Origin of the sequence: Parabacteroides sp. Y3-G-102 (assembly GCF_023656845.1) — a bacterium.
In the GTDB taxonomy this organism is placed as follows: domain Bacteria; phylum Bacteroidota; class Bacteroidia; order Bacteroidales; family Tannerellaceae; genus Parabacteroides; species Parabacteroides distasonis.
This window is the reverse complement of record NZ_JAMOKU010000048.1, coordinates 1-14,050: the sequence shown is the minus strand read 5'-3', so window position 1 is coordinate 14,050 and position 14,050 is coordinate 1. Positions and strand designations below refer to the sequence as shown.

Sequence of the window (14,050 nt, the reverse complement as noted above, 5' to 3'; positions counted from 1 at the left end):
ATGCGCGAAGTGTGCAAATTCCTTCACAAAGTTCTTTGTTATAAAGAATGTTTGATTACTTTTGCAACGCAAGATTAATAAATAAGTAGAAGTATTATATCAATATAAAAATCTAATATTCCTATATAAAATGAGTTTAAGAATTATTGTTTTAGCGAAACAGGTCCCGGATACACGAAACGTGGGAAAGGACGCCATGAAAGCGGACGGTACGATCAATCGCGCCGCCTTGCCTGCGATCTTTAACCCGGAAGACCTGAACGCGTTGGAACAAGCGTTACGCTTGAAAGACGCTTACCCCGGGACAACAGTTACGCTGCTGACGATGGGCCCGGGACGTGCCGCCGAAATCATCCGCGAGGGTTTGTATCGTGGTGCTGACGGCGGTTTTTTGTTGACCGACCGTGCGTTTGCCGGAGCCGACACGCTAGCCACATCCTATGCGCTTGCCACGGCTATCAAGAAAATCAACGATTATGATATTATCATCGGTGGTCGCCAAGCGATCGACGGCGATACGGCACAGGTAGGTCCGCAAGTCGCCGAGAAATTGGGACTGACCCAGATCACGTATGCCGAGGAAATCCTGAACGTAGATAAAGAGGCCGGACGTATCACCGTAAAACGTCATATCGACGGGGGTGTCGAGACCGTGGAAGGTCCGCTTCCGATCGTAATCACCGTGAATGGTTCCGCCGCTCCCTGCCGTCCTCGTAACGCGAAGTTGGTACAGAAGTACAAATACGCCATGGGCAAACAGGAACGGAACGCACAACCCGCCTGTCACCAAGATGGAGAACCGACCGTTCGCTACCCGGAATTGTACAAGACCCGCCCGTATCTGGATATCCAGGAATGGAGCGTGGCCGACGTGAATGGAGACTTGGTTCAATGCGGCCTTAGCGGTTCGCCGACGAAGGTAAAAGCGATCCAGAACATCGTCTTCCAGGCCAAGGAAAGCAAGACGATCTCCGGTTCCGACCAAGATGTAGAGGATTTGATTGTCGAACTGTTAGCTAACCACACCATCGGATAAGATTATGAACAACGTATTTGTATATTGTGAGATAGAAGGCACGAACGTTGCCGATGTAAGTCTTGAGCTTCTGACCAAAGGTCGTAAACTAGCCAATCAATTAGGCTGTGGGCTGGAAGCGATTGTTGCCGGCTCCGGTCTTGAGGGTGTAGAGAAACAAGTATTGCCGTTTGGCGTCGACAAGGTTCATGTGTTCGACGCTCCGGGTCTGTTCCCTTATACGTCACTTCCCCATTCTTCCATCTTGATTAATTTGTTCAAGGAGGAGAAACCGCAGATCTGCTTAATGGGCGCTACGGTGATCGGTCGCGACTTGGGTCCTCGTGTATCCTCGGCCTTGACAAGCGGCTTGACAGCCGATTGTACCTCTTTGGAGATCGGCTCGCACGAGGATAAGAAAGCGGGTATCACCTACGAGAACTTATTATATCAGATCCGTCCGGCGTTCGGTGGTAACATCGTAGCCACGATCATCAACCCGGAACACCGCCCGCAAATGGCGACCGTTCGTGAGGGCGTGATGAAAAAGGAAGTCCTTGACGAGAACTATAAAGGCGAAGTGATCCGCCACGACGTAGCGAAGTATGTCCCCGAGACAGACTATGTGGTGAAGGTGATCGACCGTCATGTAGAGAAAGCGAAGCACAACCTGAAAGGCGCTCCGATCGTAGTGGCCGGAGGTTATGGCGTAGGCTCCAAGGAGAACTTTAATTTATTGTTCGATTTGGCGAAAGAGCTTCACGCCGAGGTAGGCGCCAGCCGTGCGGCTGTCGATGCCGGTTTCTGCGACCACGACCGTCAGATCGGTCAGACCGGTGTCACGGTGCGTCCGAAATTGTATATCGCTTGCGGTATCTCCGGGCAGATCCAACATATCGCCGGCATGCAAGACGCCGGTATCATCATTTCGATCAATAATGATGAGAACGCCCCGATCAACACGATCGCCGATTACGTAATCAATGGTACGGTAGAAGAGGTGATTCCTAAGATGATTAAGTATTACAAAAAGAACAGTAAGTAAAGATGGCTAATTATTATACAGACATACCGGAACTCAAGTATCACTTGAACAATCCGATGATGGAACGTATTTGCGAGCTGAAGGAACGCGAGTACAGAGACAAGGAAGAGTTCGACTACGCGCCGCAAGATTATGCCGATGCGATAGACTCGTACGATAAGGTGCTGGAGATTACCGGAGAGATCACCGGAGAGATTATCGCCCCTAACGCGGAAGGCGTAGATGCCGAAGGTCCTCACTGCGCGAATGGCCGTGTGGAATATGCTTCCGGCACGAAGCAGAACCTCGACGCGATGGTAAAAGCCGGTTTGAACGGTATGACGATGCCTCGCCGTTTCGGTGGCTTGAACTTCCCGATCACGCCGTACACCATGTGCGCGGAGATCGTAGCGGCGGCTGACGCCGGCTTCGGTAATATCTGGTCATTACAGGATTGTATCGAAACCTTATATGAGTTCGGCAACGAGGATCAGCACAGCCGTTTCATCCCACGTATCTGCGCGGGAGAAACCATGTCTATGGACCTGACCGAGCCGGACGCTGGCTCCGACCTGCAATCCGTGATGCTAAAGGCTACCTTCGACGAGAAAGAGAATTGCTGGCGGTTGAACGGCGTAAAACGATTCATCACGAATGGCGACGCGGATCTTCACCTCGTATTGGCCCGTTCCGAGGAAGGTACCAAGGATGGACGTGGTTTGTCCATGTTTATCTACGACAAACGGGAAGGGGGCGTAAACGTACGCCGTATCGAGAATAAATTGGGAATCCACGGCTCTCCTACTTGCGAGTTAGTTTACAAGAACGCGAAAGCAGAGCTTTGTGGCGATCGCAAACTGGGCTTGATCAAATACGTGATGGCCTTGATGAACGGCGCACGCCTAGGTATCGCCGCACAATCGGTAGGCCTCAGCCAAGCCGCTTACAACGAAGGATTGGCCTACGCCAAAGACCGCAAGCAGTTCGGTAAGGCAATCATCGACTTCCCTGCTGTTTACGACATGCTCGCCATCATGAAAGCGAAGCTGGATGCCGGACGTGCGTTGTTATACCAAACCGCTCGTTACGTTGATATTTACAAGGCACTGGACGACATCGCCCGTGAGCGTAAACTGACTCCGGAAGAGCGTAAGGAACAGAAGCAATACGCCAAATTGGCGGATTCTTTCACCCCGTTGGCAAAAGGTATGAATTCCGAATACGCCAACCAGAATGCCTATGATTGCATCCAAATACACGGAGGTTCCGGTTTTATGATGGAGTATGCTTGCCAACGTATCTACCGCGATGCCCGTATCACCTCCATCTATGAAGGCACGACGCAATTGCAGACCGTAGCGGCCATACGTTACGTGACAAACGGGTCTTACCTAGCTACCATCCGTGAATTCGAGGCGATCCCTTGCTCTGCCGAGATGGAACCGCTGAAGGCTCGTTTAGTAGAGATGGCTAATAAGTTTGAGGCTAGCATGGCGAAAGTAAAAGAGTCTCAAGATCAGGAATTACTCGATTTCGTGGCTCGCCGCTTGATGGAGATGGCCGCTGATATCATCATGGCTCATCTATTGATCCAAGATGCGACGAAAGCGCCGGAGCTGTTCGCTAAGTCCGCGGTTGTTTACACCAATTACGTAGAGGCTGAGATTGAGAAACATCAGGGTTATATCGGACGATTCAACCCAGAAGAATTGATCTCATACAGACAACGATAAACAACTATCATTCTACATAACAAAGAAGGCGAGACTTGATTATCAACCAGATAGAAGCCTCGCTTTCTTTATTTATTACAATGGGCATTATAAGCTCCTTATACTGGGCATTATAAGCCGCTTACGATGGGCATTGTCAGTTGCTTATAATGGGCATTGTAATTTTCCTATATCGCCAAAGTATCCATTGCATACCACCTCGCAAGGAGAGATATCCAAGGAAAGCCATCCATAACGCATGATTTCCCATCGATCGATAAAACAGGTAATACATAATAAAGAAAGTAGCCGAGGCCACGAGCATCGAGTAAAGCATCTGGCGTGTAGCCGTGGCCCCGATAAAGATACCGTCCCAAAGGAAAGCGGAGAATCCGCATAAAGGGATCGCCAATACCCAATAGAAATAATCTCCGGAAGACTCAATGACCGAGGTATCGTTCGTTAACAGTCCCAGAAAATCCTTTCCCAAAAACGCATAAAGAATCGTGAATGATAAAGAGAGGCCAATTCCCCACAGAAACAACAAACGAATGCACTTACGTAACCCCACATCGTTTTTAGCCCCAATAAACCGGCCGGCTAATGCCTCTCCCGCATAAGCGAAACCATCCATTATATAAGAGAACAAGGTAAACAACTGCATCAACAAGGTATTTACGGCCAATATCACATCCCCTTGTCTCGCACCTGTAGAGGTAAAGAAGGTAGTAACAGCGACCAAGCACAAGGTCCGGAAAAATATATCACTATTGACCGAGAAGAAGCGACGCATCGCCTCCCCACCCCAAAGACCGTCCCAATCGATATACGCTTTCAGACGCCCATAATATTTCAACCAAAGAGCAAACGCCATGAAGAGGCCCGCATATTGGGCGATCAGTGTTCCCAGCGCTACACCTTCCACCTTCATACCCAGCACAAACACGAAACATAGGCTGGCCACAATATTCACGATATTCTGCGTGATAGCGATAAACATCGGGAAACGAGAATTCTGCATACCGATGAACCAACCGGCAAAGCCATATAAACCCAATACGGCCGGCGCTCCCCAAATACAGATATTAAAATAAAGAGAGGCCCATCGCTTCACCTCCTCCGTCGCGTCGATCAAAACAAACGCACCCCTCAGGATCGGGGATTGAAGGATCCAAAGCCCGAGGGAGATCAAAAGCCCTACCCCGACAGCCCGCAGCAAGGTCCGGACGACCTCCGTCAAGTCCCGTTTCCCGTAGGCTTGGGCGGTCATACCACTTGTCCCCATCCGGAGAAAGCCGAATATCCAATAGATCATGTTAAACAGCATCCCGCCCACGGCGATCGCCCCAATGTACGACGCCGATCCCAGATGCCCTACGATCGCCACATCCACCAGGCCCAACAAAGGCACGGTTATATTGGAGACGATAGAAGGTATGGCCAGCTGAAGTATTTTCCGATTCATATCCTATCCTAAATTTATCCTACGCAAGAAATTATAAACGTCACTTGATAACCCGGCACAGAGCGCTGCGCCAAACAAAGATCCCCGCCTTGCCGCACCATCATCTGCCGGGAAAGCGACAAGCCGATACCGGAACCCGTCCTTTTAGTCGTGAAGAAAGGAATAAAAATCTCCCGTTCGATAGCCACCGGAATAGGCGCACCATTGTTGCTGACCCACAACCCCTTCTTCCAACGCACATCCACGGTCGTAGCCCCTGCCTCGCAAGCATTCCGGATCAGGTTAATCAGCACTTGCCGCAACATATTCTGATCCGTACACATCGTAGCAGACAAAGGGATGGAAAGATGCCACTCTAAATCGGGATAAAGAGCCCGGATCCCTTCCATAAAATCATTCAAATAGACCTCTCCGATAACAGGTTCTTGCAGTTCCGCCAGTTTCCGGTAGCTGTCCACGAACAGGGCAAGTCCCCGGCTGGTATCGTGAATGGCACGGATCCCCTCCTCGTAAACCGTCCCGGCAATCGCGGGATGCTCCAGATAGGCCTGGCTGATACTGGCGATAGGCGTAGTGGCATTCATAATCTCATGCGTAAGCACACGGGTCAGCCGTTGCCACGATTCCACCTCATTGCGGGCAAGCAACTGCCCGATGTCCCTGCCCGTCTCGTTAAGGGCCTCTTGCAACGCCCGCTCCCCGAAGAACAGGCCTTTCACAGGAAGACGAAACGTAAATTCTTGGTTACGAATCGCCTCACGCATCAGATGCGCCCGGTCTCTCAACAATACCTGATGGCGGTAGAACCATCCGATAAAGAGAACGACAACGACTCCCAAAGTGCCTATCAACATCATCGCTTTTTTATTTTAGCATACAACGTCTGCCGGGTAATTCCCAACAATTCGGCGGCCCGGCTGATATTGCCGTGGCAACACTCCACCACCTTGCTCACATGTTCCGCCTCGACCTGTTCCAATGGAACCACTTTACGCCCGGCATCAATCGCATCTTTTAAGACACGGATCAGCTCTTGATTATCCCACGGCTTGGCAACAAAGTCTGCCGCCCCCATCTTCAAACCACGCACCGCCAACTTGATATCAGCATATGCCGTCACCAGTACCACCGGGATAGCCGGATGCTTCTTGTGGATCGCCCGAAGCCAAAGCAAGCCGTCTTGTCCGGAGTTTCCCCCTTGCGTGAAGTTCATGTCGAGCAAAATCCCGTCCACCACCTCTTGTGCCAATACCGTAAGAAGCGTGTCGGGAGAAGCGAGTGTCAATACCCTGTCAAACTCACCGGCCAAGCAGATCTTGACCGCCGTAAGAATCGCCGGATTGTCATCTACCACCAATATTGTCCCGTAATTCGCCATATCCGATTCGTTTGTTTTCCTTTATCTCTTTTATCGGGGATAAAGGTACGGAAAAAGGCTGTATGAATATCATACAAGCGGGTGTATGATTTTCATACAAACTACCGCAACCGGGCATCCAAGCCCTTGCCAGATGCCAACCGCTCTATACCTTTGTATCAAAAACAAGCAAAATATGAAATCGTACTTTACCTTTCTCGACCGCAACAAACTCTACACAGCCATCCAGTTCTTCGGATTAGCTATCGCACTGGGAGTTGTCATCCTTCTGACCTCGTATGCTGACACCGAATTTAATATCGGTAACAATCAATCGTACTCTCACCAATTATATGCTGTCGGCTATGGAGATGGGATCGGTATGACAACCGAGACTGCCCCGGAATTGTTCCCTTCCATTCCGGAAATAAAAGAGTGGACACACCTGATCCATATTGAAGCGGCCGACTTCATGGTAGACAACCAATATTATCAAGTAAACGGCATCGCGGCAGATCCTAATTTTTTCCAGATGCTCAACTATACGCTCATCGGATGCGACCGCAACAAAGCACTGATCGGAACAGACGAGGTCATCCTCTCCGAGCCATTCGCCCACAAAGTATTCGGGAATGAAAATCCGATCGGCCGTACCGTGATGTACTTGAACCAGACACCGCTACGGGTCATTGGGGTTCTCCCGGCTTTCAGCTCGACAGAGCTGTTGAAACCGATAGACATCTTGATTCCTTTCAAACTGGCAGAAAAGGATTATGCATGGATGGACAGTTATGGTTCAACGCAAATACTCATTACGTTGGAAGAAGGGGTAACTCCCGATGTTGTTACCCGTAAACTACTCGATAAGTATAAAGGCTATTGGGAATACTGGAAAGAAGACAACAGCACGAACAGGCTTTTTTGGGGTTCTTCGGTGACACGCATGGACGAGATTTATTTCTCTCCCCTGAACCAATACGGCCCTTTCCGTAAAGGGACACGGAAACAGGTACAAATCTTGTTCTCGTTGGCATTCGTGTTGCTCCTCTCGGCTATCTTCAATTACATCAACCTAACTGTATCGCAAACCAGCAAACGAGCCCATGAAATGGCAACCCGCCGGTTGATGGGTGACTCGGCGGGGCAAATCGTATTGCGCTACCTCGCAGAGTCCGCCATCTTCACAACCGGTTGTTTCATCGGCGGTTGCTTAGTTGCCGTCATCACAAAGCCCTATTTCGAGTACTTGCTCTCCACCCGGATCGCTTTGGTCTCTTCACCGGCGATGGTAGCCTATTCGCTGTTACTATGGGTAGGAATCGCCGGCATATCGGGATTGTTACCAGCCATCATCACCTACAAATACAGTCCGATAGATATCGTAAAAGGAAATTTCCGCATGCACAACAAGCAACTGTTCAGCCGCTTGTTCATCATCGTGCAGAATGTCATCAGCACGGTACTCATCACCTTGGGACTCACCATGGCCTTCCAAATATACCACCTTGCCACCCTGCCGACCGGTTATAATACAGACCTAGTATTCGTCAAGACATGGGACTTGGGACACACCTACGACAAGCAAGTCATCCTCCAGAAACGTTTACAGGCATTACCCCAAGTGACAGAAGTAGCATTGGCACGAAGACTGCCTTTCTTCACTGGTCACGATGGTGTACTGCAATCGGAAGAAGAAGGATACTCGTGGCTCCACCTTTCGGATATGGACAGCGCCGCATTCCGGCTGTTGGGCTTCGAAGTGGTAGAACGTTGGTCTGACCCACTGCCCGACATGGTTTGGGTAACGGAAGAGACTTGCCGTCGTTACCAGCTTTCATCCGGCAGACCCCATTTTGGAAAAAATAGCGACAAGGGCGGCTATCGATACAACGTCTGTGGTGTCATCCGCAACTATCGTTCGCTGGGCGCGTTGAACACACCCCAACCCGATTCGCATGGAGCCGTTATGGTGTTGAACCCACAAGGCTACATCATCCATCAAATCGTCAAGGCACAAGGCGATCGGGCGGAAGCCTTAGCCGCCATCCGCCGCACTTGCAGGGAAGTGTCCAATGAAGTGATCGGGATGCCGAAAGACTTGGAAGCCGATTATATCGACGATTATATGGACAAGGATTTAACCCATGAGAAGAACACGTTGATGCTTGTCCTTTGCTTCATGACCATCTCCATCCTCATCTCTGCCTTGGGACTGCTGGCCATGTCGATAAGCTACACCGAACAGCAAAGCAAACGGATCGCCTTGTGCAAGGTGATGGGAGCCGAGACAAGTGGCGCGGTATGGGAACTTTCCAAACGATTCATGGCACTCTCGTTGCTTGCCGCCTGTTTCGCCCTGCCCATCAGCGTGAAAGCGGTTCAAATCAGTTTAGAGTCGTTCTATAACCGCATCGCCTTCCCGTGGTATCTCATAACTGCGGCAGTTTTGGCAACCATAGCCATCGCTTTCGTGTCAATCATCGGGCAAACCCTAAAAGTCGCCCGCCGTAACCCCATCAAAAGTATCCGGACCGAATAAAAGCAACATTCTATAATAGGTATACATTCTCACAAAAACAAGACAAGTCATGATTCAAATAAAGAACCTCAGCAAAAACTTCCGGACGGAAGAAGTAGAAACCATCGCGCTCAATGGCATAAGCATGGAAGTGAAAAAGGGCGAGTTCATCGCCATCATGGGACCCAGCGGATGCGGCAAATCAACCCTGCTGCATATTCTCGGCCTGCTAGATAACCCGGACGAGGGCAGCTATCTATTAGAAGGCGAAGAGGTGGGACACCTAAAGGAGAAAGACCGTACACGCTATCGCAAGGGACGCATTGGTTTCGTCTTCCAAAGCTTCAATCTCATTGACGAGCTTACAGTCGAGGAAAACGTAGACCTCCAATTGAAATACCTCGGCATCCCCAAGGCTGAGCGCAAACAACAAGTACTCGACATCCTGCGCAAAGTACGCCTCAGCCAACGTGCCAAACATTATCCGCAGCAACTCTCCGGCGGCCAGCAGCAACGTGTCGCCATCGCTCGCGCCGTCGTAGGTAAACCGATGCTGATATTGGCGGACGAACCGACTGGAAACCTCGACTCTAAAAACAGTCTTGAAATTATGAAATTACTCAGTCAACTGAATGCCGAAGGGACTACGATCGTCATGGTGACACACTCGCAACATGATGCGACCTACGCCGACCGTATCATCAATCTCTTCGATGGGCAAATCGTCGACGAGCTGGAAGGAAAACTTTAGCCTCTTCACACAAAAACGAAGGCCGCGGGATTCACATCCGACGGCCTCCTACACTAACCCTTAACTTTAACCAATGAAAAACAATAATCTACTACATTTATTTCAATGCAGCTAAAGCCGCATCGTAATTCGGCTCGGTAGTAATCTCGGGAACAAGTTCCTCATAAACCACCTTACCAGCTCCATCGACCACTATCACGCCACGGGCTAATAACCCTTTCAGCGGACCGTCTACCAGAAGCATCCCGTACTTATCCTCAAAACATGAACACCGGAACACAGACAATGTAATCACCTTATCAATACCTTCCGTAGTACAGAAACGTCCATGCGCAAAAGGTAAATCTTTAGAAACAGCTAATACTACCGTATCCGGATGCGAAGCGGCTTCTTTATTGAAGCGTCTTACCGAGGCCGCACATACACTTGTATCCAAGCTCGGGAAAACATTTATCACCACTTTCTTTCCTTTCAAGTCGCTTAACGACAATTCGGATAAATCACTTTTTACACCCTTGAAGTCCGGAGCCTCTGTCCCAACTTTCGGCAACTCGCCGTTCGTATGAATCTCGTTACCTTTTAATGTTACTTTTGCCATCTTTGTATGTAAATTTAATAGTCTTACTTAAGTTGGCTGCACAAATATAAGCAGCTTTCTGTCGATAAAACAAACGAAAATAAACAATGTTCTTTTATTTAACTCTATTTAACCACTGTTGCAAAATACAGATTACCTATCTTTGACGTCAAAATCAAAAACAGATGGATTGGATTATTATCGGCGGACTTCTTATAATCATCGTGATGCAAATCCTTTTGCGTCCTAAACAGCTAAATAATAACAAAGAAGACCTGGAAAAGTTGCTAAACGAGATACAACACTCGTTCGACCGTATCGAGAAAAACTTTAGGGAAGACTTCCGCCTGAACCGGGAAGAAAGCCGTTTGGTAGCGAAAGATAACCGAGAAGAACTGGCTCATTCCATGAACGAGTTCAGGGAAGCTTTCGAACGTGGTATCGATTCTTTTAACAGGTTGCAGAAAGAGAAATTCGCCGCCTTGGACGAACGCCAGCAGAGATTAGTGGATAACACGGAAAAAAGACTGGAAGAAATCCGAGTCACCGTAGACGAGAAACTTCAAAAGACATTGAACGACCGTATCGGGCAATCTTTCCGTTTAGTCACCGAACAATTAGAAAGTGTACAAAAAGGACTGGGCGAGATGCAAACCTTAGCGCAGGATGTAGGAGGATTAAAACGGGTACTTAGTAATGTTAAGACCCGGGGAAATATCGGGGAGATCCAACTCAGTATGTTATTGGAGCAGTTATTGGCCCCCGAGCAGTACGAGGCGAACGTGCGTACCCGGAAAGGTTCGGACGCTGTCGTTGAATTCGCAGTCAAGCTCCCCGGGCGGGATGATGCCCGAGAATTCGTATACCTTCCCATAGACGCTAAATTTCCGAAAGATGTATACGAACAGCTCCTAGACGCTTACGATGCCGCAGATTCCCAAGCGATCGAGACAGCCGGAAAATTATTGGAGACAACGATCAAGAAGATGGCTAAAGATATTTCGGACAAATATCTGGCGCCTCCCGCCACGACCGATTTCGGCATTATGTTCCTGCCGTTCGAGGGCATTTACGCCGAGGTCGTACGCCGTTCCGCTTTATTGGAGGACTTGCAGCGAAACTACAAGGTAGTCGTAACAGGTCCCACTACCCTAGCGGCCATACTAAACAGTTTACAAATGGGCTTCCGTACATTGGCGATCCAAAAGCACTCAGGGGAGGTATGGACGATCTTAGGGGCCGTGAAAAAAGAATTCGAGAAAGTAGGCGGTATGCTCGAGAAAGCCCAAAAGAACTTGCAAACCGCCAGCGGGCAAATAGAAGAGGTTTTAGGTACCCGTACCCGTGCCATCCAACGTAAACTCAAAGACGTAGATACGCTTAGTGACCGTGAGGCCCGAGCTATCCTTCCCGAGATCGGAATATTAACAGAAGAAGACGAAAAAACAGAATCATGAAAAAGAGACAAATACCCCACACATACGTAATTATCTTTTACATCATCTTATTTTGCGCCATATTGACATGGGTTATTCCCGGTGGGCAATATACGGAAAGTATCAGCCCGGACGGAGAGCGAACCGTTGTATATGAATCCGTGGAAAGCGTACCTCAGACTTGGGAAGTACTCTCCGCCTTTTATAAAGGATTTGTAGACAAGGCGGATATCATTGTCTTTATCCTTATCATCGGTGGTGCATTCTGGATCGTGAACGACAGTAAGGCATTTGATATCGGAACAGTCAGTTTCCTGCGGAAAGCACGCAAAATGGAGAACAACCCTATCCTTCGTAAAATAGGTGTGGACAATTTCTTATTAACTGCTATCATGCTACTTTTCAGCCTATTCGGAGCCGTATTCGGGATGAGTGAGGAAACCATCGCTTTTTGTCTGGTCTTGGTCCCGATGGCGATATCTATGGGGTACGATTCCATAACTGGCGTATGTATGGTTTTTATAGCGGCGGGATTAGGTTTCGCCGGGGCGATTTTAAACCCTTTCACGATCGGTATAGCGCAAGGCTTGGCGGGGATTCCTCTTTTCTCCGGTATCGAGTATCGCATCGTTTGCTGGTGTATTATCAATGTGGTAGGCTTCACATGGATATTGCGTTATGCCGCCAAGGTAAAAAAGAACCCTCAATTGTCACCAGTCTATGAGGATGATCAATATTGGAGAGATTTGCATAGTACCAATTCCTTGGAAATCGTATACAGAACCCCGAAAGCCGCATGGATCAGTTTCGTCCTATTGGCTATCGTACTCGTTATCTTTTCGTTCTATTACCCCCAGACATCCTTAAAAATAGGAAATAGCGTAATCAAGGGACTACCCTTAATTCCGATTCTTAGCGTAGCGTTCGTGATCAGCTCGATATTTGCCCTACGGAAAACCGTGCACTTATATATATTGAACCTTTTATTCTTCACGATCTTTTTCTTGATAACAGGCGTAATGGGCTACGGTTGGTATATTATGGAAATAGCGACCTTGTTCTTCGCCTTGGGCATAGCGGCGGGAATTGCCAATGGACGCGATCCGAATGAGCTTGTGAAACTATTCTTAGAGGGCTGCAAGGATATTATGAGCGCCGCCTTGGTTGTCGGCTTAGCTGGAGGTATTATCGTAATCCTGCAAGACGGTAAAGTGATCGATACGATTCTCTTTAACCTAGCGAAAGGGATGGAAGGTTTGGGACAAGTAGCTACGGTCGGGATGATGTACGTTATTCAAACGCTTATCAATTTAGTTATTCCTTCCGGAAGTGCCAAAGCGGCCCTCACCATGCCTATCATGGCCCCATTCTCGGAGTTGATCGGTTTATCCAAGCAAGCCACCGTCATGGCCTTTCAGTTTGGCGATGGCTTCACGAACCTGATAACTCCCACATCTGGTGTTCTGATAGCGGTTCTAGGAGTAAGCCGTATTCCGTATGATAAATGGTTCAAATGGGCATGGAAATTCATCCTTGTCCTAGTGATCCTAGGATTCCTATTATTGATCCCAACGGTATTGATCCCGATGAACGGCTTTTAATCGATATAGCTTTGCGCCTTCCGCAATAGGCTTCCGTGATCCATCACGCCGGAAGAGCGCCATACGATCTCACCTTTCTTAAAGATGATCAAAGTGGGTACGGATTGGATCCTCAACTGTGTGGCAAGTGCCTCGTTCTTATCTACATCAATTTTAAGGACACGCACTTGTCCCGCCAACTCCTTCCCCAATGCCTCGACCGTCGGACTCAACACCTTACACGGGCCGCACCATGTCGCAAAAAAATCCACCAATACAGGTTTATCCCCTTTAATGATATCGTCAAATGTTTCCATCTTATCTACTTTTTAAATATTTACAATCTGTTTAATCTCAAATACAGGAATCCTGCTTAATAGCCCTTATCCCATCAAAAACAAAATTATGAAATTCTATCTCGAAATCTTCTATATAATAACCGATAGATAACACTCAAAGTTTTCCATAAAAGATCAATAAACAACGATCAAAACGGCTCACCCGATAAATCAGGGGGAAAATTCTTTAATTCTATAGAAAATTTGCACCTTTGTACCATGAACAATCAAGGACTATTAGCATTGGCACAGTTGATTCTGCCATCAGAGATACTTT

The 14,050-nt window shown here is 48.4% G+C and carries 12 protein-coding genes; 7 read left to right on the top strand and 5 right to left on the bottom strand.

Features of this window, described 5'->3' with window-relative positions; translation table 11 throughout:
* The first annotated feature begins 130 nt into the window (after positions 1–130).
* Genes NBH16_RS19025 through NBH16_RS19015 form a run of 3 tightly spaced genes read left to right on the top strand, consistent with a single transcriptional unit; the run spans position 131 to position 3,772 of the window.
* The gene (locus tag NBH16_RS19025) at positions 131–1,036 is read left to right on the top strand and encodes an electron transfer flavoprotein subunit beta/FixA family protein (protein WP_048927741.1); all 906 of its coding nucleotides are present in this window, start codon (positions 131–133) and stop codon (positions 1,034–1,036) included.
* 4 nt (positions 1,037–1,040) lie between these two features.
* Complete coding sequence (locus NBH16_RS19020; RefSeq protein ID WP_048927740.1) at positions 1,041–2,060, top strand: electron transfer flavoprotein subunit alpha/FixB family protein; 1,020 nt, start codon at positions 1,041–1,043, stop codon at positions 2,058–2,060.
* 2 nt (positions 2,061–2,062) lie between these two features.
* A complete protein-coding gene (locus NBH16_RS19015) occupies positions 2,063–3,772 on the top strand; it encodes an acyl-CoA dehydrogenase family protein (protein ID WP_048927739.1) in 1,710 nt (569 codons plus the stop codon).
* Between the two features lie 136 nt (positions 3,773–3,908).
* Here NBH16_RS19015 and NBH16_RS19010 read toward each other — a convergent pair whose 3' ends face one another.
* Genes NBH16_RS19010 through NBH16_RS19000 form a run of 3 tightly spaced genes read right to left on the bottom strand, consistent with a single transcriptional unit; the run spans position 3,909 to position 6,594 of the window.
* On the bottom strand, positions 3,909–5,216 hold the full coding sequence (locus tag NBH16_RS19010) for an MATE family efflux transporter (RefSeq protein WP_048927738.1): 1,308 nt from the start codon (positions 5,214–5,216) through the stop codon (positions 3,909–3,911).
* A 14-nt stretch (positions 5,217–5,230) separates the two neighbouring features.
* Positions 5,231–6,073 (bottom strand): sensor histidine kinase, encoded by an 843-nt coding sequence (locus NBH16_RS19005; RefSeq protein WP_008771670.1) that lies wholly within the window; start codon positions 6,071–6,073, stop codon positions 5,231–5,233.
* Entirely contained in the window at positions 6,070–6,594 is a 525-nt protein-coding gene (locus NBH16_RS19000) for a response regulator (RefSeq protein WP_036613417.1), read from the bottom strand. The genes NBH16_RS19005 and NBH16_RS19000 overlap by 4 nt, the downstream gene beginning before the upstream one ends.
* Positions 6,595–6,769: 175 nt before the next feature.
* Here NBH16_RS19000 and NBH16_RS18995 point away from each other — a divergent pair, with 175 nt between their 5' ends.
* Complete coding sequence (locus NBH16_RS18995; protein ID WP_250788969.1) at positions 6,770–9,112, top strand: ABC transporter permease; 2,343 nt, start codon at positions 6,770–6,772, stop codon at positions 9,110–9,112.
* A 49-nt stretch (positions 9,113–9,161) separates the two neighbouring features.
* Complete coding sequence (locus tag NBH16_RS18990) at positions 9,162–9,842, top strand: ABC transporter ATP-binding protein (RefSeq protein WP_005865277.1); 681 nt, start codon at positions 9,162–9,164, stop codon at positions 9,840–9,842.
* A 97-nt stretch (positions 9,843–9,939) separates the two neighbouring features.
* On the opposite strand, the gene tpx is transcribed toward NBH16_RS18990, so the two are convergent.
* Positions 9,940–10,440, bottom strand: a complete 501-nt coding sequence (gene tpx / locus NBH16_RS18985) for a thiol peroxidase (protein WP_005865275.1) — start codon at positions 10,438–10,440, stop codon at positions 9,940–9,942.
* A 164-nt stretch (positions 10,441–10,604) separates the two neighbouring features.
* Between tpx and NBH16_RS18980 the strand changes: the two genes are divergently transcribed.
* Together NBH16_RS18980 and NBH16_RS18975 are read left to right on the top strand one after the other, a co-directional pair.
* Positions 10,605–11,876 carry a DNA recombination protein RmuC gene (locus NBH16_RS18980; RefSeq protein ID WP_048927736.1) on the top strand — a complete coding sequence of 424 codons (1,272 nt, stop codon included), beginning with the start codon at positions 10,605–10,607 and terminating at the stop codon, positions 11,874–11,876.
* Positions 11,873–13,456 (top strand): YfcC family protein, encoded by a 1,584-nt coding sequence (locus NBH16_RS18975; RefSeq protein ID WP_048927735.1) that lies wholly within the window; start codon positions 11,873–11,875, stop codon positions 13,454–13,456. The genes NBH16_RS18980 and NBH16_RS18975 overlap by 4 nt, the downstream gene beginning before the upstream one ends.
* On the opposite strand, the gene trxA is transcribed toward NBH16_RS18975, so the two are convergent.
* Positions 13,453–13,752: a thioredoxin gene (gene trxA, locus NBH16_RS18970; RefSeq protein ID WP_005855547.1), complete on the bottom strand. Its 300-nt coding sequence runs from the start codon at positions 13,750–13,752 to the stop codon at positions 13,453–13,455. The two genes, NBH16_RS18975 and trxA, sit on opposite strands and share 4 nt — an antisense overlap.
* Positions 13,753–14,050 lie beyond the last annotated feature (298 nt).